Origin of the sequence: Bradyrhizobium sp. 33ap4 (genome assembly GCF_032654765.1) — a bacterium.
Classification (GTDB): Bacteria; Pseudomonadota; Alphaproteobacteria; order Rhizobiales; family Xanthobacteraceae; genus Bradyrhizobium; species Bradyrhizobium australafricanum.
Genome location: NZ_JAUMTJ010000057.1, coordinates 35,949 through 59,824, shown reverse-complemented (window position 1 = coordinate 59,824; position 23,876 = coordinate 35,949). Strand labels below are relative to the sequence as shown.

Genomic DNA, 23,876 nt, shown 5'->3' with positions numbered 1-23,876 from the left:
GCCCCCCGGTGAAATCTCGGCCCTAGAGAATCACGATACGAAACGCTTCGCTACCGGCTTCTTCAACAGCCTGCTAGAGCATGACCCGGAAAAGTGCGAAGCGGTTCCCCGCGACAAACGCGAAGCGTTTGCGCGGCCTTGCTCAAAAATAAGGGACTTACGCCGCCTTCGCGGGCGCCGCGGGCTTTGCCGCCGGCGGCTTGACCGGCTTGTCCTGCCGCTTCGACCACGAGATGTAATAGGCCACGATCGTCATGATCGCGATGCCGGAGATGCTGACGAAGACCTGCGCGAACAGCGAGCCCGAGCTCATCGACAGCTCGAAATGTCCGACAAAGGACAGGAACACGCCGACGCAGAACACCGCCAGCGACTGCTGGCCGCAGACGATCAGGGGATCGAACACCTTCCACTCCAGCGCCGCCCAGTCCTTCGGGATGAAGCGGATCACCAGCACCGTGATCACCACGAAGTGCAGGAAGCGATACGGCGCGAGGTTGGTCTTGTCGTTCGGGTTGAAGGCCGAATAGAGCCAGTCCGGGAACATGGCGCCGAAGTCCGGGAAGCGCCCGGCCATCGTCATGATCAGCGCGAAGATCATATAGGCGATGCAAAACCACAGCGTGTAGCGCGAGTTGATGATGCGCATGTTGTTGCGGGCGCCGCCCATCGCGCACCATGAGCCGAACACGAACAGCACCTGCCAGGCGAACGGATTGAAGTACCAGCTGCCGGCCGGGTAGGCCGGCAGGTTCCAGCCCTGGTGGCGCGACACCAGCCACAGCACGAGCGAGGCCGCCATGGTCCAGTTCGGCCGCCGCAGCATGAACCACAGCACCGGGGGGAACAGGCCCATCAGCACGATATAGAGCGGCAGCACGTCGAGATTGACCGGCTTGAATTTCAGGAACAGGCCCTGGCGCAGCGTCTCGGTGGCGTTGTCGACGAGGCCGGCGACGTTGAACTCGTTGATGATCTCGGAATCGCCGAAGCGCAGCGCCAGATAGCTGATCGAGGCGATGTAGATCACGAACAGGATGATGTGGGCGACATAGAGCTGCCAGACCCGCTTGGTCAGCCGGGTGGCGCCGACGATGAAGCCGCGCTCCAGCATCATGCGGGCATAGACGAAGGAGGCGGTGTAGCCGGAGATGAAGACGAACAGGTCCGCGGCGTCGCTGAAGCCGTAATTCCGCGTCGTGATCCAGTTCACGACGTTGTCGGGGATGTGATCGAGGTAAATCGCCCAGTTCGCGACCCCGCGGAACAGGTCGAGCCGGAGGTCACGTCCTTTTTCGGGCAGGGTAGCGTGGATTTCCATGGCGCGCCGTTTCCTCGAGGTGATGCTTGTCGAGAAGATCGCGCCGCGGGACCGGGGGACTGCTAAGGGAAGCCTCCCGAGGCCAGATTGTCACAGCGCGGTAGAATGACTATACCGGTCCGGCGAAGGCTGCCTCCGAGATCGAGGAATCACCGATCAGATCGTTGATAGGTGTCTCTATACTATCCCGGCGGTTTCCTTCAAATCGCTTCCATGTCGCACATCCCACGGGGCCGACCATCCATGACCGCACGCATTTTTAAGCCCGCCAAAAACGCGATGCAATCGGGACGTGCCAAGACCAAAGAGTGGCAACTGGACTACGAGCCGGAGCAGCCGCGCTCCGTGGAGCCCTTGATGGGCTGGACCTCGTCCACCGACATGAAGCAGCAGCTGACGCTGCAGTTCGAGACCAAGGAAGAGGCGGTCGCCTATTGCGAGCGCAAGGGCATCGCCTACCAGGTGATCGAGCCGAAGGATTCGGCGCACCGCCAGATCGCCTATGCCGACAATTTCGCGTTCCGCCGCTGGGAGCCTTGGACCCACTAAGGTTGGACCCACTAAGTCCAGACTAGCGCCCGATCAGCTCGCCGCGGGTGCGGCGAGGGCGCCCGGGATCGGCAGCGGCGCGTCCTTGGAGACGCCGAGCACCGGAAAGCTTCTGATCTTACGCACATTGGGCAGGCCGGCGAATTGCAGCAGCTGCTGGCGCATCTCGTCGACGCTGGGCGCGACGCATCGGAGCATGAAGTCGGCATCGCCCGAGATCCGCCAGCATTGCAGGAAGCGCGGCACGGCCGCCACATCAGCCTCGAACGCCTCGATCGCGCTCAGGGTCTGGCTGTCGAGCTGGATCAGCACGAAGGTCGTCACCTCATAGCCGAGCAGCCGCTCGTCCAGCGTGGCGCGGATCGCCTGGATCACGCCGCGGCTGCGCAGGGCGCGAACCCGGCGCAGGCAAGGCGGGGCAGTGATGCCGACCCGCTCGGCGAGCTCGTTGATCCTGATCCGGCCGTCCCGCTGCAACTCGGACAGGATCCGCAGATCGATGTCATCGAGCTGTGGGCGCTCGGTCACGGTCACGAGCCCGCCACGGCGGCGCGCCGGCTGTCGCTGCCGTGGCTCGCCTGGCCGATCGCAGCCCGCGGCGCCACGCCCGACAGCACCAGCTTCTCATGCGCCGCGATGATGGCGTCGCGGGTCAGCCGGCCGCCGGGGCGGTACCAGGTGCACAGCCCGGTGAGCAGCGCCAGGATCGCGAAGGTCGCGACCTGGATGTCGACCACCTCGAACGCGCCGTCCGCCACCCCGTCGGTGAGGATCTGCGCCAGCCGCTGCTCATAGGCGCCGCGCAGCGCCACCACCGCGTCGTAGTTCTTCGCATCGAGGCTGCGCAGCTCGGAATTGGCGATGAAGACCTCGCGCTTGCGGGTCATGTGATAGGTGACGTGGAACGCGACAAAGGCGCGCAGCTTCTCGCCCGGATCGGCCTTGCCCTCCAGCGCAAGGTCAAGCTCGCGCAGCAAATCGTTGATATGGTCCTGCACCAGATCGAACAGCAGGTCCTGCTTGGTTGAGATATGGTTGTAGAGTGAGCCCGCCTGGATGCCGACCTCGGCGGCAAGCTGGCGCAGGCTCATGGCCTCGTAGCCGTGCTCGAAGATCAGGCGCACGCCGGCCTTGCGGATCGCCTCCAGCGTGGTGGGGCCGTGTGAGCCGATCGTGCGTGCCATCGGGGCCTCGGAGGGTGTTGGCTTGCCAGGGAGGACCAGGAAACAAGCGAACGACCGTATGTATATCGCATGAAATCCCAGTGAATTCAATGAACTGCGGATTTCGCGCGCAAACCATAGCACGATTGCTTGCGAAGCCAAGAAAAAAACGTATGATCGTTTAATTGCAAGATGAATGTCACGGGAGGGATCATGGCCTCGAACCAGGCGGCAATCTTCAATTTTGACCTTGGCGAGACCGCAGATGCGATCCGCGAGACGGTGCATGATTTCTCGACCAACGAGATCGCGCCGCGCGCCGCCGAGATCGACCGCAGCAACCGGTTTCCGCGCGACCTCTGGCCCAGGATCGGCGCGCTCGGCCTGCACGGCATCACCGTCGAGGAGGAGTATGGCGGCTCGGGCCTCGGCTATCTCGAGCACTGCATCGCGGTCGAGGAGATCTCGCGGGCGTCGGCCTCGGTCGGCCTGTCCTACGGCGCGCATTCCAACCTCTGCGTCAACCAGATCCGCCGCAACGGCAACGAGGCACAGAAGCGCAAATACCTGCCGAAGCTGATCTCGGGCGAGCATGTCGGCTCGCTCGCGATGTCGGAGCCGCAGGCGGGCTCGGACGTGGTCTCGATGAAGACGCGCGCCGACAAGAAGGGCGACCGCTTCGTCCTCAATGGCAACAAGATGTGGATCACCAACGGCCCGGTCGCCGATACGCTGGTGGTCTACGCCAAGACCGATCCGAACGCCGGCCCGCGCGGCATCACCGCGTTCATCATCGAAAAGGGCATGAAGGGATTTTCCACCGCGCAGAAGCTTGACAAGCTCGGCATGCGCGGCTCCGACACCTGCGAACTGGTGTTCGAGGATTGCGAGGTGCCGGAGGAGAACGTGCTCTCCGAGGTCGGCCGCGGCGTCAACGTGCTGATGAGCGGTCTCGACTATGAGCGCGCGGTGCTGGCGGCCGGGCCGATCGGCATCATGCAGGCCTGCATGGACGTCGTGCTGCCCTACGTGCACGAGCGTAAGCAGTTCGGCGAGCCGATCGGCTCGTTCCAGCTGGTGCAGGGCAAGGTCGCCGACATGTACACCACGATGAACGCCTCGCGCGCCTATGTTTACGCGGTGGCGAAGGCCTGCGATCGCGGCGAGACCACGCGCGAGGACGCCGCCGGCGCCATCCTCTATGCCGCGGAGAAGGCCACCCAATGCGCGCTGGATGCGATCCAGCTGCTCGGCGGCAACGGCTACATCAACGATTATCCCACCGGCCGCTTGCTGCGCGACGCAAAGCTCTACGAGATCGGCGCCGGCACCAGCGAGATCCGCCGCATGCTGATCGGCCGCGAACTGTTCGCCAAGACAGCCTGATGTCTTCTCCCTCGCCCCGCGCTTGCGGGGAGAGGGGCGGGGTGAGGGGCTGTCACCGCACCAGTGGTGGCAGTTGTGCTCACCCCGGCACGATGATTGACCTTGAACCCCACCGATACTCCAACGAAACGTGCAAACACCGATGCCGCTTCATTCGACGATCGATCCCACATCTTCTGAATTTGCCCGCAACGCCGAGGTGATGCGCGGCCTGGTCGCGGAGCTCCGCGGCAAGCTCAACCAGGTGGCCGGCGGCGGCGGCGAGACCTCGCGCAAGCGGCACACCTCGCGCGGCAAGATGCTGGCGCGCGATCGCGTCGATCTCCTGGTCGACCCCGGCACCGCATTTCTCGAGCTGTCGCCGCTCGCCGCCAACGGGCTCTATGGCGGTGACGTGCATTCGGCCAGCGTGATCACCGGCGTCGGGCGCATCTCGGGCCGCGAATGCATCATCGTCGCCAACGACGCCACCATCAAGGGCGGCACCTATTACCCGATGACGGTGAAGAAGCATCTGCGCGCCCAGGACATCGCGCGGCAGAACAATCTGCCCTGCGTCTACATGGTGGATTCCGGCGGCGCCTTCCTGCCGCTGCAGGACGAGATCTTTCCCGACGAACGGCATTTCGGCCGCATCTTCTACAACCAGGCCCAGATGTCGTCGCAGGGCATCCCGCAGATCGCGATCGTGATGGGCTCCTGCACCGCGGGCGGCGCCTATGTGCCGGCGATGTCCGACGAGAGCATCATCGTGCGGAATCAAGGCACGATCTTCCTCGGCGGTCCGCCGCTGGTGAAGGCGGCGACCGGCGAGGTCGTCACCGCCGAAGAGCTCGGCGGCGCCGATGTCCACTCGCGGCAGTCGGGCGTCACTGATCACTACGCGCAGAACGACGCCCACGCGATCGGGATCGCGCGCCGCATCGTCGGCACGCTGAAGCAGCCGGTGAAGGCACAGCTCAACATGCGCCCTGCGCAGGAGCCGCTGTTTCCGGCCGAGGAGATCTATGGCGTGGTCTCCGCCGACGGCAGAAAACCGTTCGACGTGCACGACATCATCGCGCGGATCGTCGACGGCTCCGAATTCGACGAGTTCAAGAAGCTCTACGGCACCACGCTGATCTGCGGCTTCGCCCATATTTTTGGCTATCCGGTCGGCATCATCGCCAACAACGGCATCCTGTTCAGCGAGAGCTCGCTGAAGGGCGCGCATTTCATCGAGCTGTGCTGCCAGCGCGGCATTCCGCTGGTGTTCCTGCAGAACATCACCGGCTTCATGGTCGGCAAGAAGTACGAGGCCGGCGGCATCGCGCGCGACGGCGCCAAGCTGGTGACGGCGGTCGCCACCGCCGGGGTGCCGAAATTCACCGTCGTGATCGGCGGCTCCTACGGCGCCGGCAATTACGGCATGTGCGGCCGCGCCTACAGCCCGCGCTTCCTCTGGCTGTGGCCGAACGCGCGCATCTCGGTGATGGGCGGCGAGCAGGCCTCGATGGTGCTGAGCCAGGTGCGGCGCGACGGCATCGAGGCCAAGGGCGAGAGCTGGTCGGCGGAAGAGGAAGACAAGTTCCGCGAGCCGATCCGCGCGCAATACGAGAAGCAGGGCAATCCCTATTACGCCACGGCGCGGCTGTGGGATGACGGCGTGATCGATCCCGCCGATACGCGCCTCGTGCTCGGGCTCGGCCTCTCGGCGGCGGCGAATGCGCCGATCGAGCCGACGAAATTCGGCCTGTTCAGGATGTGACCCAGGATCTGATCATGGACCGCTCAAAACTCACCCGGCGTTTTCGCACGCTTCTGATCGCCAACCGCGGCGAGATCGCCTGCCGCGTCATCCGCTCGGCGCGCGCCATGGGGCTGCGCTCCGTCGCGGTTTATTCCGAGGCCGACCGCGACGCGATGCATGTCGCGCTCGCCGACGAGGCCGTGCTGCTCGGGCCTGCCCGGGCGCGCGACAGCTATCTCAACATCGAGCGCGTCATCGCCGCCGCCAAGGAGACCGGCGCCGAGGCGGTGCATCCTGGCTACGGCTTCCTGTCTGAAAATGCCGAGTTCGCGCAGGCCTGTCTTGAAGCAGGTTTGGTGTTCGTCGGTCCGACCGCCGAGATGATGACGGCGATGGGGTCGAAGTCCGGCTCGAAGGCGCTGATGGAGAAGGCCGGCGTGCCGCTGGTGCCGGGCTATCACGGCGAGGCCCAGGACGAGGCGACGCTGGCGGAAGCCGCCAACCGGATCGGCTTCCCGGTGCTGGTGAAGGCGTCCGCCGGCGGCGGCGGGCGCGGCATGCGCGTGGTCAATTCGGCGGCTGAGCTCACGGCCGCGATCACCAGCGCCAAGCGCGAGGCCAAGGCGGCGTTTGGCGACGACCGCATGCTGATCGAGAAATACGTGCAGAACCCGCGCCACATCGAGGTGCAGATCATCGGCGACAGCCACGGCAATCTGCTCTCGCTGTGGGAGCGCGAATGCACGCTGCAGCGCCGTCACCAGAAGGTGATCGAGGAGGCGCCGTCGCCGACGCTGAACGCCGCGCAACGCGAGACGGTTTGCGAGGCCGCCCGCAAGGCCGCCGGCGCGGTCAACTATATCGGCGCCGGCACCATCGAGTTCGTCTCCGACGGTAAGGACGTGTTCTTCATCGAGATGAACACCCGCCTGCAGGTCGAGCATCCCGTCACGGAGCTGATCACCGGCGTCGATCTCGTTGAATGGCAGCTCCGCGTCGCTTTCGGCGAGGCGCTGCCGCTGAAGCAGGACGAGATCAGGCTGAACGGGCATGCCATCGAGGCGCGCGTTTACGCGGAAAACCCGCAGAAGAACTTCATGCCCTCGGTCGGCCGCATCAAGACCTGGCGCACGCCACAGGAAGGCGACGGCCTGCGCATCGATGCCGGCTATCGCAGCGGCGATAACGTCTCGCCGTACTACGACGCGATGCTCGCCAAGGTGATCGCCTGGGCGCCGACGCGCGAGGGCGCGATCGACAAGCTCAATCGCGGACTGCAGGAGACCGATGTCCGCGGCATCGTCACCAATATCCCGTTCCTGTCGGCGCTGGTGACGCACAAGGATACGCGAGCCAATGCGATCGACACCGGCTTCATCGAGCGCGAGCTGAAGAACCTGACATCGAGCACGGGCACGGCCGGCGAGTTCGAGCTTTGCGCGGCGGTGGCCGCGATCGTCAACGACGAGCAGAAGGCGGCGCGACGCGAGGCCAACTCGCCCTGGCAGGCCTTCGGCTGGATGCCGGTCGGCCGCCGTCAGCGGGTGTTTTCGTTCCGGCAGGGCCATGAGCCTGCCCAGACCATCACGCTGCACTATGGCAACGGACCGTCGACGCTCTCCGTCGGCGGGCGCGAACTCGTCTTCGCCATCTCGTCAGCCGGCGATGACGGCTTCGACCTGACGCTCAACGGCCTCAAGTCGCGTATAGCCTCGGTCATCGAGGGCCACGAGCTTTACTTGCGCACCCGCAACGGCCGCTTCGACCTGCACTGGGTCGATCCGTTCGGCGGCGAGAGCGAGGAGCAGGTCGGCGAGGACAAGATCGTGGCGCCCTTGCCGGGCACGGTGGTGGCGCTGCTGGCCGAGGAGGGCGCGACACTGGAGAAGGGCGCCCCGATCCTCACCCTGGAAGTGATGAAGATGGAGCAGACCCTGCGCGCGCCCTATGCCGGGCTGCTGAAGAAGCTCAAATGCAAGGTCGGCGACATCGTCGGCGAGGGCGTCGAGCTTGCCGAAGTCGAACCTGCGGCCGCATCATGAGCGATCAGATCCAGCTCGTCGAGATGGGGCCGCGCGACGGCCTGCAGAACGAGAAGACGCCGGTCAGCGTCGAGGCGCGCATCGCCTTCGTCGAGGCGCTGGTGGCGGCCGGGCTCAATACCGTCGAGGTCGGCGCCTTCGTGTCGCCGAAGGCGATCCCGCAGATGGCGAGCTCCGACCAGGTGCTGCGCGGCGTCAGCCACATCAAGGGCGCCGAATTCCACGTGCTGGTGCCGAACGAGAAGGGCTATGACGCCGCGCGCGCGGCCGGCGCCGCGGTGGTCTCGGTGTTCGCGGCGGCCTCCGAAGGCTTCTCGCGCGCCAATATCAATTGCTCGGTCGCGGAATCGATCGAGCGTTTCAAGCCGGTGCTGGCGCGCGCCAAGGCCGACGGCGTCAAGGTGCGTGGCTATATCTCCTGCGTGCTCGGCTGTCCGTTCGACGGCGAGATCAAGCCGAAGGCGGTCGCCGACCTCGCGGTGACGCTGTGGGATCTCGGCTGCTACGAGATCTCGCTTGGCGACACCATCGGCGTCGGCACGCCGCTGAAGGCCAAACAGATGCTGCGTGCGGTCGGTTCTGAGTTGCCGGTCGGCAACCTCGGGATGCACTTCCACGACACCTACGGCCAGGCGCTGGCCAATCTCTATGCCGGCATGGAAGAGGGTGTTCGCGTCATCGATGCCGCCGCCGGGGGGCTCGGCGGCTGCCCCTACGCCCCCGGCGCCACCGGCAACGTTGCGACCGAGGACGTCGTCTACATGCTCGAGGGCATGGGCGTGAAGACCGGGATCGATATGGACAGACTGCTGGCCGCGACCAACGAGATGGCCGGCTTGCTCGGCCGTCCGCCGGTCAGCCGTGTTGCGTCCGCGCTCAACGCGAAGCGCACGCGGCTCGCCAAATCGTAAATTGTGGGATGCTTGGAGCGATTTGGGATCGTAGCCGCCTCAATCGTCGGCGGTCGCGTTCGGAGTTATGCGCTGCGAAGCGCAGATTCAAGGCTCATAGTCGCGCCTCTGGCTTGCGCAGTCTGGGCTCCCGATGCTGGACTCTCAACCCATATGCGTAGCGTGCGACAGCGCCTCGCGCTATCGCCGCCCTCCTTGAGGGCGTTTCCTCCCTAGACTTGGGCCGCTTGTTGTTTCGAGCGGCCCTTTTTCTTACGCCGCAGGAGCATTGATCGTCGCGATCACGGCCCTCATATCGGTCGCCAGCTCGCGATAGTGCCCGCCCAGCCGCTGGTATAGCTCGCGGTTGCTCCCATCCAGCGTCCTGCTAGCGATCAGCTCGCATTCGTCGGCGAGGATCTCAAATCGTTCCAGCTTTGCTTGGAGAGCAGACATGGCCGGCGTTTCCCTGACACTGTTACTGAGGGAGTTGCGACGCTACTACTCGGACTGCGTCTAACACAGCATAATTATAGGGTAGAACTAAATTCTTCCCGGCAGTGACTTTGACCGATTGATGGGAGCGACTTGTCCGCCGTAGCTCGAACAGCGAAGGCGGAAGCGCATGAGCGTTTCGAGGAATTCCGGAGGCAAATCGAAGCGCTCGGATATGAGGACGATGCGGCGGAGCCGTAATCGGATCGGTAGCGCGCAGCGAAGCCCATCGATTCAGTATCCGCGGCGCGAATGATGGGTATCGCTTCGCTCCACCCTACGAGCGAGTCCTTTCCACCGAATGGAACCCGTTTTGCGGCGCACACAGCCGGCGTCATCGGCTCGGCTCCCGATAAACCCTCCGGAAAGCGTTCATGGCTTGGTGACTCAAACGTGCTGAGGTGAGGGGGCTCGCAATTGCTCCAGGTGGATTCTCGCTATGTCCGGACAGGTGTCAGCTTCCCGCGGCCGAACGTTTCTGGCCGGAAAGATCGTCTTCAACTTCGGCCGGTCGGCCTTCGACTGCACGGTCCGCCAGCTCACGGAGACGGGCGCCACCGTGGAACTCGAAAGTGTCGTTGGCATTCCCGATCACATTCAACTGTTGCTCGTCGGCAGCAATCAGGTGAAGCCATGCAAACGGCTGTGGCAATCGGACCGCCAGCTCGGCCTGGCTTTTGAAGAGCAGCAGGCCAACGCTGCGGCGCCCACGCCTGCCGCTCCTGCGCCGGCCGCCATTCCGGAGCGGCGCAGCGGCGATATTCTGCGCGGGCACATGCTGGCGCTGCGCGCGGCGCTCGATCAGATACCCGTCGGCATCCTGCTGTTGGACGTGGAGCTGAAGGCCCAGTTCATCAACCGCGCGTTTCGGAACATGTGGCGGCTTCCGGACGAGGTGGCCGACCGCAACCCCAGCTTCACCGACCTGATGCATCACGGCTGCAAGACGATGGCCTACGAGCTGCCGGCCGCGCAACTCGAAGCCTATGTTGCCGAGCGCGTCCGCCTCGTGAACGTCGGGGACCCGAGCCCGATCGATCTCAGGCGCAGCAATGGCGACGTGGTTCGATGTCAGTGCACGCCGCTGCCCGACGGCGGCCGGATGGTGAGCTACACGCCCGTGACCGACATCGTGCGCGCGTCCGACAAGCTGAAGGTGCTGACCGGCGCGCTCGAGACTGTGGAGGACGGCGTCGTCCTGCTCGACCGCGATCTCAATGCGATCTTCCTCAATCGGCGAATGCGGGAATTCTGGGAGGTGAGCGAGGAGGAGGTCGCGCGGCATCCGGCATACATCACGCTGCTCACGCGCAACCGCCGCGCCGCTCCGACGGGCGCGACCCCGGAGCAGATCAGGGCCTTTCCTGCGAAGCGGATTGCGGAGATCAAGGCAGGCGATCACAAGCGCGACGTGCAGACGCCGGACGGTCGCCATATCAGGATCCATTGCTCGACGATGGCAAACGGCGGTCGCATGCTGACCTTCGTCGACGTGACCGATCTCGTACGCAACGCACGGCAGCTGGAGGTGCTCGCGACCACCGATCCGCTCACCGGATTGTTCAACCGCAGGCACTTCCTGACGACGCTGGATGCGGAGTGGAGCCGGTTCCAGCGCTACTATCGTTCGGTATCCGTGCTGATGGTCGATATCGATCACTTCAAGAGCATCAATGACCGCTTCGGACATGCGGTCGGTGACGAGGCCATCAAGGCTGTTGCCGGGATATGCATTCGGGGCAAGCGCAAGTCCGACGTCGTCGGCCGCGTTGGAGGCGAGGAGTTCGCCGTCCTGCTGCCGGAGACCACATTGTCGCGCGCCCGAACCGTCGCCGAACGCATCCGCAAGAGGGCGGAAGCGCTGACGGTGGGTGCGGATGATCGGCCGGTATCACTCACGGTGAGCATCGGCGTTGCCGAGGCGCTCACAAGCATGCCGGGGATCGATGCCCTAATGAAGGCTGCCGATGCGGCGCTCTACCAGGCCAAGGAGCACGGCAGGAATCGCACGGAGTGCTGGTCACCTCCGTCGCCACCGAAGCTGGCCGCCGGGTAAATTGCAGGTGGTCGGGTCCCCGTCAGGTCCCTATAAGGACTGATAATACATGGTTGCCCGGCGGCCACGATTGTTGCGATGTTGCAACGGTGCTTGAACATTTAACCTTAAAAGCACCCGGTCCGCACTCGCGCCGCTTTTTAGCCACACCCCGACATGAAAGGATATTCACTTAGCTGAATAGCCAGCGCTCCGACGGCGGGACATTTTTTTGGGTTCCGGCGTTGATGGAGGAAAGAGCGCCGGGAACAGGGGTGCGATGGACGCCAAGACGAACATCAAGGGCAGGCTGCCCAGCCGTCACGTGACCGAAGGGCCCGAGCGCGCTCCGCACCGTTCCTATCTCTACGCGATGGGGCTGACGACAACCCAGATTCATCAACCCTTTGTCGGCGTTGCTTCATGTTGGAACGAAGCCGCTCCCTGTAACATTTCGCTGATGCGCCAGGCGCAGGCGGTGAAGAAGGGCGTGGCCTCGGCCGGCGGCACGCCGCGCGAGTTCTGCACCATCACCGTCACCGACGGGATCGCGATGGGTCATGACGGCATGCGCTCGTCGCTGCCGTCGCGCGAATGCATCGCCGATTCGGTCGAACTGACGGTCCGCGGCCACTCCTATGACGCGCTGGTCGGGCTCGCCGGCTGCGACAAGTCGCTGCCGGGCATGATGATGGCGATGGTCCGCCTCAACGTGCCGTCGATCTTCATCTATGGCGGCTCGATCCTGCCGGGCAACTTCCGCGGCCAGCCGGTCACCGTCCAGGACATGTTCGAGGCGGTTGGCAAGCACTCGGTCGGCGCCATGTCGGACGAGGACCTCGACGAGATCGAGCGGGTGGCGTGCCCGTCGGCCGGCGCCTGCGGCGCCCAGTTCACCGCCAACACCATGGCGACCGTCTCCGAGGCGATCGGCCTTGCGCTCCCGTATTCCGCCGGGGCCCCGGCGCCTTACGAGATCCGCGACTCCTTCTGCGCCGCCGCCGGCGAGAAGGTGATGGAGCTGATCGAGAAAAACATCCGGCCCCGCGACATCGTCACCCGCGAAGCCCTTGAAAATGCTGCGGCCGTGGTTGCAGCCTCAGGTGGTTCGACCAATGCTGCGCTGCACCTGCCGGCGATCGCCCATGAGTGCGGCATTAAATTCAATTTGTTCGACGTTGCCGAAATCTTCAAAAAGACTCCTTACGTCGCGGATTTGAAGCCGGGCGGCCGTTATGTTGCCAAAGACATGTTTGAAGTAGGTGGCATTCCGCTGCTGATGAAGACGCTGCTCGACAATGGCCACCTGCACGGGAATTGCCTAACCGTCACTGGCCGAACGATCGCCGAAAACCTCAAAAGCGTGAAATGGAATCCGCACCAGGATGTGGTGCGGCCCGCCGACAATCCGATCACCGTGACGGGTGGCGTTGTCGGGCTAAAGGGTAATCTCGCTCCGGAGGGTGCGATCGTGAAGGTCGCGGGAATGTCCAACCTGAGGTTTACCGGTCCGGCCCGGTGCTTCGACCGCGAGGAAGACGCCTTCGAGGCGGTGCAGAAGCGCACCTACAGGGAAGGCGAGGTGATCGTGATCCGCTATGAGGGGCCGAAGGGCGGTCCCGGCATGCGGGAGATGCTGGCGACCACGGCGGCACTGACCGGGCAGGGGATGGGCGGCAAGATTGCCCTGATCACCGATGGCCGGTTCTCCGGCGCCACCCGTGGCTTCTGCATCGGACATATTGGACCTGAAGCGGCCGTCGGCGGGCCGATCGGGTTGTTGCAAGACGGCGACATCATCGAGATCGATGCGGTCGCCGGCACCCTTAACGTAAATTTGAGCGACGCCGAACTCGCAAATCGTAAGACCAAATGGGCCCCTCGCGCGACGAACCATACATCTGGTGCGCTGTGGAAGTACGCCGAGCAAGTGGGGCCGGCGGTGGATGGCGCAGTCACCCATCCGGGTGGCGCGTACGAGAAACAGTGTTATGCGGACGTTTAGGCGTACGATATTGGCGTTTGCGTTAGGGGCCATCCCGGTGGCGGGCCCCGGATTCGGATTCGACGGCGCACCGGTCAACCCACAAGATACGGTTCTTCCTGTGGTTTCCCCGCAGCCGGGGACCGCCGGCGCGCTGAAACGGGCCGCCACTCCAGTGGCGCCTGCGGCGACCTCGCCGACCTCGTCGTTCAGCACGCTGCAGTACCAGGCCGAAGGCGGCCACCCCGTCGCGCAGTGGAAGCTCGGCAAGATGTACGCCGAGGGCGACGGCGTCATCCGGGACGACATGCGCGCCTTCGAATATTTCAGCCGGATCGCCAATGCGCATGCCGAGGATTCGCCGTCGGCACCGCAGGCCTCGATCGTGGCCAACGCCTTCGTCGCGCTCGGCCGCTACTATCTGAGCGGCATTCCCAATTCCAAGGTGAAGGCGGACACCGAGCGGGCGCGGGAGATGTTCTCCTATGCCGCGTCCTATTTCGGCAATGCCGACGCCCAATACGACCTTGCCCGGCTCTACCTGAAGACGCCGGACGCCTCGCGGGACGACTTCCGCTACGGCGCGCGCTGGCTCGGGCTTGCCGCCCAGAAGGGCCAGCATCAGGCGCAGGCGCTGCTCGGCCAGATGCTGTTCAACGGCGACCGCCTGCCGCCGCAGCGGGCCCGCGGCCTGATGTGGCTGACGCTGGCGCGCGACAGCGCGACGCCGGATGAGGCCTGGATCAAGGAAAGCTACAACCGGGCGATCGCCAAGGCCTCCGAGGACGATCGCGCGATGGCGCTGCAGATGCTCGAGCACTGGGTGCAGGGCCGCCGGGATTGATCTTCCCGCCGGCCGGCGGGGTCAGGCGATCTCGAAATCGAGATCGGCCCAGACCGGGACATGGTCGGACGGCTTCTCCCAAGCCCGCACATAGCTGTCGATGCCGACGTCGATCAGCCGGTCGCTCGCTTGTGCCGACATCAACAGGTGGTCGATGCGCAGGCCCCAGTTCTTTTGCCAGGCGCCGGCCTGGTAGTCCCAGAAAGTGTACTGGCCCGGCTCGTCATTGACCGCCCGCAGCGCGTCGGTCAGGCCGAGGCCGAGCAGCGACTGGAAGGCCTCGCGGGTCTGAGGCCGAAACAGGGCGTCATCGGCCCAGGCGGCGGGATTGTAGACGTCGCGCGCGGCCGGGATGACGTTGAAATCGCCGGCCAGGATCAACGGCTCCTCGGCCTTCAGCCGTTCCCGCGTGTACTCAAGAAGCCGCGACATCCACTTGAGCTTGTACGGATATTTGTCGGTATTGGCGGGGTTGCCATTGGGCAGATAAAGGCACGCGACCCGGATCACGCCCTGCTTCAGCGTGACGACGCCCTCGAGGAAGCGGGCATGGGCGTCCTCGTCGTCACCGGCGAGGCCCGATTTGGTTTCGTCGAACGGCAGCTTCGACAGCAGCGCGACGCCGTTGAAGGTCTTCTGGCCGTGGGTGACGACATTGTACCCGAGCGCCTCGACTTCGAGGCGGGGAAACGCGTCATCGACGCATTTGATCTCCTGCAGACAGACGATGTCGGGGGAACACTCCTTCAGCCAGCTGACCAGAAGTTCGATCCGTTGCCGGACCGAGTTGACGTTCCACGTAGCGATGCGAACTGCCATCGGACTTCCTTCATTGTGGGGGCACGTGACCGAGCGCCGCCCCGCTTAGACCAAGCGCTTCCGCATCTCGATGTGCGGGATGCCGGCCTCCTCGAATTCCGCGCCGATCCGCTCGAAGCCGACGCGTGCGTAGAACGGCTCCGCGTGCGTCTGCGCGTTGAGGATCAGTTCCGGATAGCCGAGTTCGGCCGCCTTGGCCATCAGCGCGTCCAGCACGCGGGCGCCTACGCCTGTGCCGCGCGCCGCTTTGAGCACGGCCATGCGGCCGATATGACCGTCCGGCAGCAGCCGGCCCGTGGCCAAGGGCGCACCGTCGTCGGCGAACGCCAGCGCATGCCAGCTCGATGCGTCCATGTCGTCCCATTCCAGTTCTACCGGCACCCGCTGTTCCTCGACGAAGACGCTGTAGCGGATGGCACGGGAGCGTTCGCGAGCTTCTTCCCAGGGGCAGACAAGGACGGAGGTGGACATAAGGTCGCGATTCGAAAGCTCAATGAAGCAGAACGGATGCGGCCCGGTTACTCAAAACGTCCGGCGATGCGCATGCAAATGACCGGATTGAAGCCGCACTATTTCACTTAGGTGGCATACCATGGGCGGTCCGCCTGTGCTAACCCTCTCAGGAAACAAGGCGCAACAATTGCCGATGGGGGAGTGACGACGCGCACCGGCCTTCAAGGGAAGCCGGCGGCGCACGTGCAAAACTTATGAAAAAACGCAATTTGGTTCTGACTGTCGCTGTTCTCGGCATTGCGGCCGGGGCGGCTTACATGACCCGCACTTCATGGATGGGTGGCGGCGCCGCCACCGCGCAAGGGACGGCGCGGCCGCGCGTGGTGTCCGTGGATCTCGCTAAGGCGGAACGCAAATCGGTTCCGGTCGATGTCGATGCCATTGGACAGGTCACGCCGATCTCCAGCGTGGCGCTGAAGTCGCGGCTGGAGACCACCATCGTCTCGGTGCATTTCGAGGACGGCGCCAGGGTCAATGAAGGCGACCTGTTGTTCACCCTCGACGCGCGGCAGATCGACGCGCAGATCGAACAGGCCGAGGGCGTCCTGGCCCGCGACCAGGCCCAGCTCGAGGGCGCGCAGCGCGACCTCCGCCGCTACACCGAACTGGTCGGCAAGGGTGCGACCACCCAGGTCAACCTCGACAACGCCAAGACCCAGTCCGACGTCCTGATCGGCACCATCAAGGCCGACCGCTTCGCGCTGGAGAACCTCCGCGTCCAGAAGAGCTACACCGTCATCCGCGCACCATTCGCGGGACGGATCAGCGCCGCCAACGTCAAGGTCGGCAACTTCGTCCGCCCCGCCGACACCCAGCCGCTCGCGGTCATCAACCAGATGGCACCGGTCTACGTCACCTTCGCGATTCCGCAGCGGGCGCTGGTCGATCTGCGCGACGCCATGGGGAAGGGCGATTCAAAGGTGATCGCGACCATTCCCGGCCACCAGCGCTCCGAGCGCGGCAAGGTCGCGATGGTGGAGAACGCCGTCGACGCGACCACCGGCATGGTGACCGTGCGCGGCATCATGAACAACGAGAGCGAGACGCTCTGGCCCGGCACCATCGTGCAGACCAAGCTGATCATCCGCAGCGAAGACGCGGTCGTGGTGCCGACGGTCGCGGTGCAGCGCAGCCAGAACGGCAATTTCGTCTTCGTCGTCAAGGACGGCGTTGCCAAGGTCCGGCCGGTCAAGGTCGATCGCACCTTCCAGGGCTCATCGGTGATCTCAGACGGATTGGCGGGCGATGAAAGCGTCGTCGTTGACGGCCAGCTGCTGCTCTCGGAGGGATCGCGGGTTGAACTGCGGGCGCGCAAGGCCGGAGCCTGACCGATGACGCTCTCCGAGCTTTGCATCCGCCGCCCGGTCATGACGACGCTGATCACGGCGTCGATCATCGCATTCGGCGTGTTCGGCTTCCGCCTGCTGCCGGTCTCGGCGCTGCCCAAGGTGGACTTCCCGACCATCGCGGTGACCGCGACCCTGCCCGGCGCCAGCGCCGACACCATGGCGGCCTCGGTCGCCGGCATCATCGAGCGCCAGCTCTCGACCATTGCCGGCATCTCCTCGATGTCCTCGAACTCCTCGCAGGGCACGAGCGTCATCACCATCCAGTTCGACCTCAACCGCAACATCGATGCCGCCGCGCTCGACGTGCAGACCGCGTTGACGATCGCGCAGCGCCGGCTGCCGATCGAGATGACGATCCCGCCGAGCTTCCGGAAGGTGAACCCGGCGGACTTCCCGGTGCTGTTCGTCTCGCTCGGCTCGGCGACGCTGCCGTTGTCGAGCGTCAACGAATACGGCGACATCACGATCGGGCAGGCACTGTCGCAGCTGCCGGGCGTCGCCCAGGTCTTGATCTACGGCGCGCAGAAATTCGCCATCCGCGTTCAGGCCGATCCGGAGGCCGCCGCCGCGCGCGGCGTCTCGATGGAGGATATCCGCGCCGCGGTGTCGCGCGCCAATTCGTCGACGCCGGTCGGTACCTTGAATGGCCCCAAGCAGGACGTCGCGCTGCAGGCCTCCGGCCAGATGGACAAGGCGGCCGACTACCGCCAGATCTATGTCGCCTGGCGCAACGGCTCGCCGGTCCGACTCGACGAGATCGCCAAGGTCTATGACAGCGTCGAGAACGACAAGATCGCGACCTGGATGAACGACGAGCGGGCGATCGTGCTCGCGATCCAGAAGCAGCCCGACGCCAACACCGTGGCGGTGGTCGACGCCGTGCTGGCCAAGCTGCCGGCGCTGCGCGCCGCGATCCCGCCCTCGGTGACCATGCAGGTCATGATGGACCGCTCGGTCTCGATCCGCCAGGCGGTCAGCGACGTCGAGGAGACCTTGCTGATCGCGATCGGCCTCGTGATCCTCGTGATCTTCCTGTTCCTGCGCTCGGCCTCTGCCACCTTCATCCCGGCGCTCGCGGTGCCGATCTCGCTGTTCGGCACGTGCGCGGCGATGTACGCGCTGGATTACTCCATCAACAACATGACGCTGCTGGCGCTGACGCTCTCGGTCGGCTTCGTGGTCGACGACGCCATCGTCATGCTGGAGAACATCGTCCGCCACATCGAGCACGGCATGAAGCCGTTCGAGGCGGCGCTGAAGGGTGCCCGCGAGATCGGTTTCACGATCATCTCGATCACCTTCTCGCTGATCGCCGTGTTCATCCCGGTGCTGCTGATGGGCGGCATCGTCGGCCGCGTATTCCGCGAATTCGCGGTGACGATCTCGGTTGCGATCATCGTCTCCGGCTTCGTGTCGCTGACCCTGACGCCGATGCTGTGCGCCCGTGTGCTGCGCGCGCATGACGCGACCAAGCGGCCGAACGTCGTGCTGCGGGCGTTCGAGGCGATGTTCGAGGCCTGGCTGCGGGCCTATGAATGGGCGCTGGATTGGGTGCTGGCCAAGAAGGCCCTGATGCTGGTGGTGACGCTGGCTACGCTGGGCGGCACCATCTACCTCTACATGATCGTGCCGAAGGGCTTCTTCCCGCAGGAGGACACCGGCTTTCTGATCGGCGTGACGGAGGCTGCGACCGACACCTCGTTCGAGGCGATGAAGGTGCGCCAGCAGGCGCTGGTCGAGGTGCTGCGGACCGATCCGGCGATAGAGTACATCAACTCTACGGTCGGCTCCGGCGGTCCCAATCCGACGGCGAATTACGGCCGTCTGTTCATCGCGCTGAAGCCGCAGAAGATGCGTGACAACGCCACCGTGGTGATCGGCCGTCTGCGGCAGAAGGCGCGCGAGATCCCGGGCATGCAGGCGTTCTTCCAGAGCATCCAGAACCTCAGCATCGGCGGGCGCATCTCCAAGAGCCAGTATCAGTATGTGATGCAGAGCGGCGATACCGAGGCGCTGTACCGGCTGGCGCCCGAGATGCGCGACAAGATCGAGAAGATTCCGGGCTTGCTCGACGTTACCACCGACCTGTACATCAAGAACCCGCAGATGACGGTCGACATCGACCGCGAGAAGGCGGCGGTCTACGGCGTCACCGTCGATCAGGTCCGCAACCAGCTCTACAACGCCTATGGCGCGCGGCAGGTCGGCACCATCTACATGCCGTCGAACGACTACCAGATCATCCTCGAGGTGCAGCCGCAGTTCCGCGTCGATCCGTCCGACCTCTCGAAGCTCTACATGAAGACCGCGAACAACCAGACCATTCCGCTGGATGCGGTGGCGAGGCTGGTGCCGACGGTCGGGCCGTTGCAGATCAACCACCAGGGCCAGCAGCCGGCGGTGACGATCTCGTTCAACCTCGCGCCGGGCACCTCACTCGGCTACGCGGTCGACAAGATCACCGAACTCGAGCAGACCGCGAACCTGCCGCCGACGATTGTGACCGGCTTCTCCGGCACCGCGCAGGTGTTCCAGGATTCGCTGCGCGGGCAGGGCGTGCTGATCCTCGCCGCGGTGTTCGCAGCCTTCGTGATCCTCGGCATTCTCTATGAGAGCTTCATCCACCCGATCACCATCATCTCCGGCCTGCCGTCGGCCGGTATCGGCGCGATCCTGACGCTGATGATGTTCGGGATGGAGCTGTCTGTGATTGCGATGATCGGCATCGTGATGCTGGTCGGCATCGTCAAGAAGAATGCGATCATGATGGTCGACTTCGCGCTGGAGCGTCGCCGCGTCGGCCTCAGCGCCGAGCACGCGATCCGCGAGGCGGCACTGCTGCGCTTCCGTCCGATCATGATGACGACGTTCGCGGCGATCTTCGGCACGCTGCCGATCGCGCTCGGCGCGGGTGCCGGCGCCGAACTGCGTCAACCGCTCGGCGTCGCCGTGGTCGGCGGCCTCTGCGTGTCGCAGCTGCTGACGCTGTTCATCACGCCGGTGATCTACATCTATCTCGACCGCATCGACCGCAGGCTGCGCCGCAAGCTCGACCCGCAAGCCGAGGCGGGCGGCGACGTCGAGCGACCGCAGGTGGTCGCGGCGGAATAGCCGAGCATTCGGCGCGAGCCGGAAACCGGCGCGCCGGGAGAAACCGCCCGGGATCGCGAAGCGTTAGATCGAGAAGCTGGTGCCGCAGCCGCAGGAGGCGGTGGCGTTCGGATTGACGACGCGGAACGAGGCGCCGATCAGGTCGTCGACGAAGTCGACCTCCGAGCCCGCGAGGAACGGGACCGAGGCGGGATCGATCAGCACCACCGCGCTGTCGCGTTCGATCACGAGGTCGTCATCGGCCTGGGTGCGCTCGACGTCGAACTTGTACTGGAAACCAGAGCAGCCGCCGCCCTCGACCGAAATGCGCAGCTTGGCGCCTTCGCCTTCCTTGCTGAGGATCTGCCCGATCCGGCGGGCGGCCCGTTCGCTGACGGTGATGGCAGCAGTCATGTCGGTCTCCGAAACCCTATTTGAGCATGATCCGATCCGGATCAGGCCCGGCGTCATCCCCAATTCATTTGGTCGGCCGCCTCAGTCATAGTTAAGTGCGTCGGACCATGGAATCAAATGGATAAGGACTAAAATACAGTGTCGGTCGGAATGGCTGCCCCCCGCGCGCCTTATGCCTGCGACCCCGATCGCAGCCGCGGCCGGCTGGTCGCGGAGCCGCCGAGCCGGACCCGGAGCCCGTTCCGGCGCGACTGCGACCGGGTGATTCATTCCACCGCGTTCCGCCGCCTCAAGCACAAGACGCAGGTCTTCGTCTTCCACGAAGGCGATCACTACCGCACGCGGCTGACCCATTCGCTGGAGGTCGCGCAGATCGCCCGGGCGCTGGCCCGCCAGCTCGGGGTCGACGAGGACCTGACCGAGACGCTGGCGCTGGCGCATGACCTCGGCCATCCGCCGTTCGGCCATGCCGGGGAGCGGGCGCTCGACGAATGCCTCAGGGATGACGGCGGCTTTGACCATAATGCGCAGGCGCTGCGGGTCGTCACCTCGCTGGAGCATCGCTACCCCGAATTCGGCGGGCTGAACCTGACCTGGGAATCGCTCGAAGGGATCGTCAAACACAACGGTCCGTTGACCGAACGCGGTGGCGCACCGGCCGGCCGCTACCTAGGGAGTGGAATCCCGATCGGAATTGCCGACTACAACAAGGGCCACGACCTCGAGCTCTGGAGCTATGCCTCGCTCGAGGCGCAGATCGCGGCCTTCGCCGACGACATCGCCTATGACGCGCACGACATCGATGACGGCCTGCGTGCCGGTCTTTTCGCGGTCGACGACCTCAAGGAGATGCCGCTGACCGCCGACATCATCGCCGAGATCGACCGCCACTATCCCGGGCTCGACGAGGTCCGGCGCGGCGCCGAACTGGTGCGTGAGCTGATCTCACACTTCATCAGCGCGGTCTTCAACGAGGCGAGTCGGCGCCTCGCGGCCGCGCAGCCGCAATCGGCCCACGACGTGCGCCACCACAATGCCCCGCTGATTGCGTTTCCGTCCGAGGTGGCGGAGCAGGAGGCGGCGATCAAGGCGTTCCTGTTCCGGCGGATGTATCGCCACAAGCGGGTGATGCTGGTGATGGGGGAGGCGGAGGAGGTGGTCCGCAATCTGTTCGAGCGCTACCAGCAATCGCCTGAAGACCTGCCGGCGGAATGGATCGAGGGCAGCGTGCAGGAGACCGGAAGCGCTCGGAACAGGCGGATCGGCAATTTCATTGCCGGGATGACCGACCGTTTCGCCCTGATCGAGCACCAAAGGCTTTTTGACTCGACCCCGGATTTGCGTTAGCGCCCTGCCATGGCCGACACTACTGCTTCACCACACCTTTTTGCCGACATGCTGACGCGCGTGCACGCGATCTGTGCCGCTGTCGCAGCCGAGGACAATTGGCCCGCCGGCATCGATCTGTCCCGCGTTGTGGTGGAGCCGCCGCGCGACGCCAGCCATGGCGACATGGCGACCAATGCCGCGATGGTGCTCGCCAAGGATGCCAAGGCCAAGCCGCGCGAGCTCGCCGACAAGATCGCCGAGCGGCTGCGCGCCGATGCGCTGGTGGCCTCGGTCGATGTCGCCGGGCCCGGCTTCATCAACCTGACCTTGAAGCCGCAGGTCTGGGCGGACGCGCTGCGTGCCGTGCTGGCCGCCGGCTCGGCTTACGGGCGCAGCGACATCGGCAAGGCCGAGAAGGTCAATGTCGAATATGTCTCGGCCAACCCGACCGGACCGATGCATGTCGGCCATTGCCGCGGCGCCGTGTTCGGCGACGCGCTGTGCAGCCTGCTGCAATTCGCGGGCTTCGACGTCTGCCGCGAATACTACATCAACGACGCCGGCGCTCAGGTCGATGTGCTCGCGCGCTCGGCGTTCCTGCGCTACCGCGAGGCGCTGGGCCAGGACATCGGCGCGATCCCGGAAGGGCTCTATCCCGGCGATTACCTCGTGCCGGTCGGCGAGGCACTCGCCAAGGAATATGGCAAGAAGCTGCTCGACATGAGCGAAGCCGCGTGGCTGCCGATCGTGCGCGACAAGGCGATCGATATGATGATGGAGATGATCAAGGGCGATCTCGCCGCGCTCAATATCCATCACGACGTGTTCTTCTCCGAGCGCTCGCTTATCACGTCAGGAAACAACAAGGTCGCCGAGACCATCGATTTCCTGCGCGCCAAGGGCGACATCTACGAGGGCCGCCTGCCGCCCCCGAAGGGCAAGCCGGTCGAGGACTACGAGGACCGCGAGCAGTCGCTGTTCCGCGCCACCGCCTATGGCGACGACGTCGATCGTCCGCTGATCAAGTCGGACGGCTCCTACACCTACTTCGCATCCGACATCGCCAACCACCGCTACAAATTCGAGCGTGGCTTCACCAATCTGATCGACGTGTTCGGCGCCGATCATGGTGGCTACATCAAGCGCATGCAGGCCGCCGTGAAGGCGGTGACCGCGGGCAAGGCTGTGCTCGACGTCAAGATCGTGCAGCTCGTGAAGCTGTTGCGCGACGGCGAGCCGGTGAAGATGTCGAAGCGGTCCGGCGAATTCGTCACGCTGCGCGAGGTGGTCGACGAGGTCGGCTCCGACGCTGTCCGATTCATGATGTTGTTCCGCAAGAACGACGCGGTGCTCGATTTCGACCTCGCCAAGGTGATCGAGCAGTCAAAGGACAACGCGGTCTTCTACGTCCAGTACGGCCACGCCCGCGGCCATTCGATCTTCCGCAACGCGCGGGAGGAAGCGGTTCCCGATCTGCCCGAGACCGATGAGGCCCGGCTGGCCTATCTCCGTAATGTTACGGTCGAGCGGCTGACCGACCCGGCCGAGCTCGAGCTGCTCAAGCGACTTGCGCTTTATCCGCGGATAATCGAGGCTGCCGCGGTGGCACATGAGCCGCACCGAATCGCTTTTTATCTCTATGATTTGGCCAGTGAATTTCATGCGCTTTGGACCAAGGGGCGCGATTTGCCCTATTTACGCTTCATTATCAATAATGATGCAGAGATCACGAGGGCGCGACTGGCAATGGTTCAGGGCGTCGTCTCGGTTCTGGCATCGGGCTTAGCTGTTCTAGGCGTCCACGCTCCGACCGAGATGCGGTAGGCAGGGGCATTAGGCCCTCACGAGTGGGGATTTGTGAGGGCATCTGGCAGGGGCCAACTCGTTCGGACCGGCTGTGCCGGCGATCTTGGCGCTGTCCCGA

The 23,876-nt window shown here is 64.7% G+C and carries 19 protein-coding genes; 12 read left to right on the top strand and 7 right to left on the bottom strand.

Annotated features, from left to right (window positions below; genetic code table 11):
• Positions 1-157: 157 nt before the first annotated feature.
• Entirely contained in the window at positions 158-1,321 is a 1,164-nt protein-coding gene (locus tag Q2M23_RS33815; protein WP_316398368.1) for an OpgC domain-containing protein, read from the bottom strand.
• A gap of 243 nt (positions 1,322-1,564) precedes the next feature.
• Between Q2M23_RS33815 and Q2M23_RS33810 the strand changes: the two genes are divergently transcribed.
• The gene (locus Q2M23_RS33810; protein ID WP_016846428.1) at positions 1,565-1,870 is read left to right on the top strand and encodes an ETC complex I subunit; all 306 of its coding nucleotides are present in this window, start codon (positions 1,565-1,567) and stop codon (positions 1,868-1,870) included.
• A gap of 33 nt (positions 1,871-1,903) precedes the next feature.
• On the opposite strand, the gene Q2M23_RS33805 is transcribed toward Q2M23_RS33810, so the two are convergent.
• Together Q2M23_RS33805 and Q2M23_RS33800 are read right to left on the bottom strand one after the other, a co-directional pair.
• Positions 1,904-2,398, bottom strand: a complete 495-nt coding sequence (locus Q2M23_RS33805; protein WP_057018554.1) for an Lrp/AsnC family transcriptional regulator — start codon at positions 2,396-2,398, stop codon at positions 1,904-1,906.
• A 2-nt stretch (positions 2,399-2,400) separates the two neighbouring features.
• Positions 2,401-3,054 carry a TetR/AcrR family transcriptional regulator gene (locus Q2M23_RS33800; protein WP_076828648.1) on the bottom strand — a complete coding sequence of 218 codons (654 nt, stop codon included), beginning with the start codon at positions 3,052-3,054 and terminating at the stop codon, positions 2,401-2,403.
• A 192-nt stretch (positions 3,055-3,246) separates the two neighbouring features.
• Between Q2M23_RS33800 and Q2M23_RS33795 the strand changes: the two genes are divergently transcribed.
• The 4 genes from Q2M23_RS33795 to Q2M23_RS33780 all read left to right on the top strand — a co-directional run bounded on the left by Q2M23_RS33795 (position 3,247) and on the right by Q2M23_RS33780 (position 9,101).
• A complete protein-coding gene (locus Q2M23_RS33795; protein WP_316398367.1) occupies positions 3,247-4,419 on the top strand; it encodes an isovaleryl-CoA dehydrogenase in 1,173 nt (390 codons plus the stop codon).
• A gap of 142 nt (positions 4,420-4,561) precedes the next feature.
• A complete protein-coding gene (locus Q2M23_RS33790; protein ID WP_057018551.1) occupies positions 4,562-6,166 on the top strand; it encodes a carboxyl transferase domain-containing protein in 1,605 nt (534 codons plus the stop codon).
• Positions 6,167-6,180: 14 nt separating this feature from the next.
• On the top strand, positions 6,181-8,190 hold the full coding sequence (locus tag Q2M23_RS33785) for an acetyl/propionyl/methylcrotonyl-CoA carboxylase subunit alpha (protein WP_168858637.1): 2,010 nt from the start codon (positions 6,181-6,183) through the stop codon (positions 8,188-8,190).
• The gene (locus tag Q2M23_RS33780; RefSeq protein WP_316398366.1) at positions 8,187-9,101 is read left to right on the top strand and encodes a hydroxymethylglutaryl-CoA lyase; all 915 of its coding nucleotides are present in this window, start codon (positions 8,187-8,189) and stop codon (positions 9,099-9,101) included. The genes Q2M23_RS33785 and Q2M23_RS33780 overlap by 4 nt, the downstream gene beginning before the upstream one ends.
• 252 nt (positions 9,102-9,353) lie before the next feature.
• On the opposite strand, the gene Q2M23_RS33775 is transcribed toward Q2M23_RS33780, so the two are convergent.
• On the bottom strand, positions 9,354-9,536 hold the full coding sequence (locus tag Q2M23_RS33775) for a hypothetical protein (RefSeq protein WP_016846867.1): 183 nt from the start codon (positions 9,534-9,536) through the stop codon (positions 9,354-9,356).
• 478 nt (positions 9,537-10,014) lie between these two features.
• Between Q2M23_RS33775 and Q2M23_RS33770 the strand changes: the two genes are divergently transcribed.
• The 3 genes from Q2M23_RS33770 (at position 10,015) to Q2M23_RS33760 (ending at position 14,438) form a co-directional block, all read left to right on the top strand.
• The gene (locus tag Q2M23_RS33770) at positions 10,015-11,631 is read left to right on the top strand and encodes a sensor domain-containing diguanylate cyclase (RefSeq protein WP_057018549.1); all 1,617 of its coding nucleotides are present in this window, start codon (positions 10,015-10,017) and stop codon (positions 11,629-11,631) included.
• Positions 11,632-11,890: 259 nt separating this feature from the next.
• Positions 11,891-13,615, top strand: a complete 1,725-nt coding sequence (ilvD, locus tag Q2M23_RS33765) for a dihydroxy-acid dehydratase (protein ID WP_057018548.1) — start codon at positions 11,891-11,893, stop codon at positions 13,613-13,615.
• Positions 13,602-14,438 (top strand): tetratricopeptide repeat protein, encoded by an 837-nt coding sequence (locus tag Q2M23_RS33760; protein WP_316398365.1) that lies wholly within the window; start codon positions 13,602-13,604, stop codon positions 14,436-14,438. The genes ilvD and Q2M23_RS33760 overlap by 14 nt, the downstream gene beginning before the upstream one ends.
• Positions 14,439-14,459: 21 nt before the next feature.
• Here the strand turns inward: Q2M23_RS33760 and xth are convergent, their stop codons facing one another.
• Together xth and Q2M23_RS33750 are read right to left on the bottom strand one after the other, a co-directional pair.
• Positions 14,460-15,257, bottom strand: coding sequence for an exodeoxyribonuclease III (gene xth / locus Q2M23_RS33755; RefSeq protein WP_316398364.1), 798 nt, complete (start codon positions 15,255-15,257; stop codon positions 14,460-14,462).
• Between the two features lie 45 nt (positions 15,258-15,302).
• Positions 15,303-15,728: a GNAT family N-acetyltransferase gene (locus Q2M23_RS33750; protein ID WP_057018546.1), complete on the bottom strand. Its 426-nt coding sequence runs from the start codon at positions 15,726-15,728 to the stop codon at positions 15,303-15,305.
• A gap of 236 nt (positions 15,729-15,964) precedes the next feature.
• Between Q2M23_RS33750 and Q2M23_RS33745 the strand changes: the two genes are divergently transcribed.
• Both Q2M23_RS33745 and Q2M23_RS33740 read left to right on the top strand, forming a co-directional pair.
• Entirely contained in the window at positions 15,965-17,098 is a 1,134-nt protein-coding gene (locus Q2M23_RS33745) for an efflux RND transporter periplasmic adaptor subunit (RefSeq protein WP_057018545.1), read from the top strand.
• A gap of 3 nt (positions 17,099-17,101) precedes the next feature.
• Positions 17,102-20,230: an efflux RND transporter permease subunit gene (locus tag Q2M23_RS33740; protein WP_057018544.1), complete on the top strand. Its 3,129-nt coding sequence runs from the start codon at positions 17,102-17,104 to the stop codon at positions 20,228-20,230.
• Positions 20,231-20,293: 63 nt separating this feature from the next.
• On the opposite strand, the gene erpA is transcribed toward Q2M23_RS33740, so the two are convergent.
• Positions 20,294-20,623 (bottom strand): iron-sulfur cluster insertion protein ErpA, encoded by a 330-nt coding sequence (erpA, locus tag Q2M23_RS33735; RefSeq protein WP_016846874.1) that lies wholly within the window; start codon positions 20,621-20,623, stop codon positions 20,294-20,296.
• A gap of 138 nt (positions 20,624-20,761) precedes the next feature.
• On the opposite strand from erpA, the gene Q2M23_RS33730 reads away from it, so the two are divergent.
• Together Q2M23_RS33730 and argS are read left to right on the top strand one after the other, a co-directional pair.
• Positions 20,762-21,970 carry a deoxyguanosinetriphosphate triphosphohydrolase gene (locus Q2M23_RS33730; RefSeq protein WP_229192063.1) on the top strand — a complete coding sequence of 403 codons (1,209 nt, stop codon included), beginning with the start codon at positions 20,762-20,764 and terminating at the stop codon, positions 21,968-21,970.
• A 9-nt stretch (positions 21,971-21,979) separates the two neighbouring features.
• Positions 21,980-23,776 carry an arginine--tRNA ligase gene (gene argS, locus Q2M23_RS33725; RefSeq protein ID WP_316398363.1) on the top strand — a complete coding sequence of 599 codons (1,797 nt, stop codon included), beginning with the start codon at positions 21,980-21,982 and terminating at the stop codon, positions 23,774-23,776.
• Positions 23,777-23,876 lie beyond the last annotated feature (100 nt).

Bases quoted from the DNA above. Each gene is read 5' to 3' on its own strand.
- xth (WP_316398364.1), bottom strand. From the start codon at position 15,257: ATGGCAGTTCGCATCGCTACGTGGAACGTCAACTCGGTCCGGCAACGG.
- Q2M23_RS33795 (WP_316398367.1), top strand. From the start codon at position 3,247: ATGGCCTCGAACCAGGCGGCAATCTTCAATTTTGACCTTGGCGAGACC.
- Q2M23_RS33810 (WP_016846428.1), top strand. From the start codon at position 1,565: ATGACCGCACGCATTTTTAAGCCCGCCAAAAACGCGATGCAATCGGGA.
- Q2M23_RS33760 (WP_316398365.1), top strand. From the start codon at position 13,602: ATGCGGACGTTTAGGCGTACGATATTGGCGTTTGCGTTAGGGGCCATC.
- Q2M23_RS33780 (WP_316398366.1), top strand. From the start codon at position 8,187: ATGAGCGATCAGATCCAGCTCGTCGAGATGGGGCCGCGCGACGGCCTG.
- Q2M23_RS33775 (WP_016846867.1), bottom strand. From the start codon at position 9,536: ATGTCTGCTCTCCAAGCAAAGCTGGAACGATTTGAGATCCTCGCCGAC.
- Q2M23_RS33815 (WP_316398368.1), bottom strand. From the start codon at position 1,321: ATGGAAATCCACGCTACCCTGCCCGAAAAAGGACGTGACCTCCGGCTC.
- argS (WP_316398363.1), top strand. From the start codon at position 21,980: ATGGCCGACACTACTGCTTCACCACACCTTTTTGCCGACATGCTGACG.
- Q2M23_RS33770 (WP_057018549.1), top strand. From the start codon at position 10,015: ATGTCCGGACAGGTGTCAGCTTCCCGCGGCCGAACGTTTCTGGCCGGA.
- Q2M23_RS33790 (WP_057018551.1), top strand. From the start codon at position 4,562: ATGCCGCTTCATTCGACGATCGATCCCACATCTTCTGAATTTGCCCGC.
- Q2M23_RS33750 (WP_057018546.1), bottom strand. From the start codon at position 15,728: ATGTCCACCTCCGTCCTTGTCTGCCCCTGGGAAGAAGCTCGCGAACGC.
- Q2M23_RS33745 (WP_057018545.1), top strand. From the start codon at position 15,965: ATGAAAAAACGCAATTTGGTTCTGACTGTCGCTGTTCTCGGCATTGCG.
- erpA (WP_016846874.1), bottom strand. From the start codon at position 20,623: ATGACTGCTGCCATCACCGTCAGCGAACGGGCCGCCCGCCGGATCGGG.
- Q2M23_RS33785 (WP_168858637.1), top strand. From the start codon at position 6,181: ATGGACCGCTCAAAACTCACCCGGCGTTTTCGCACGCTTCTGATCGCC.
- Q2M23_RS33800 (WP_076828648.1), bottom strand. From the start codon at position 3,054: ATGGCACGCACGATCGGCTCACACGGCCCCACCACGCTGGAGGCGATC.
- ilvD (WP_057018548.1), top strand. From the start codon at position 11,891: ATGGACGCCAAGACGAACATCAAGGGCAGGCTGCCCAGCCGTCACGTG.
- Q2M23_RS33740 (WP_057018544.1), top strand. From the start codon at position 17,102: ATGACGCTCTCCGAGCTTTGCATCCGCCGCCCGGTCATGACGACGCTG.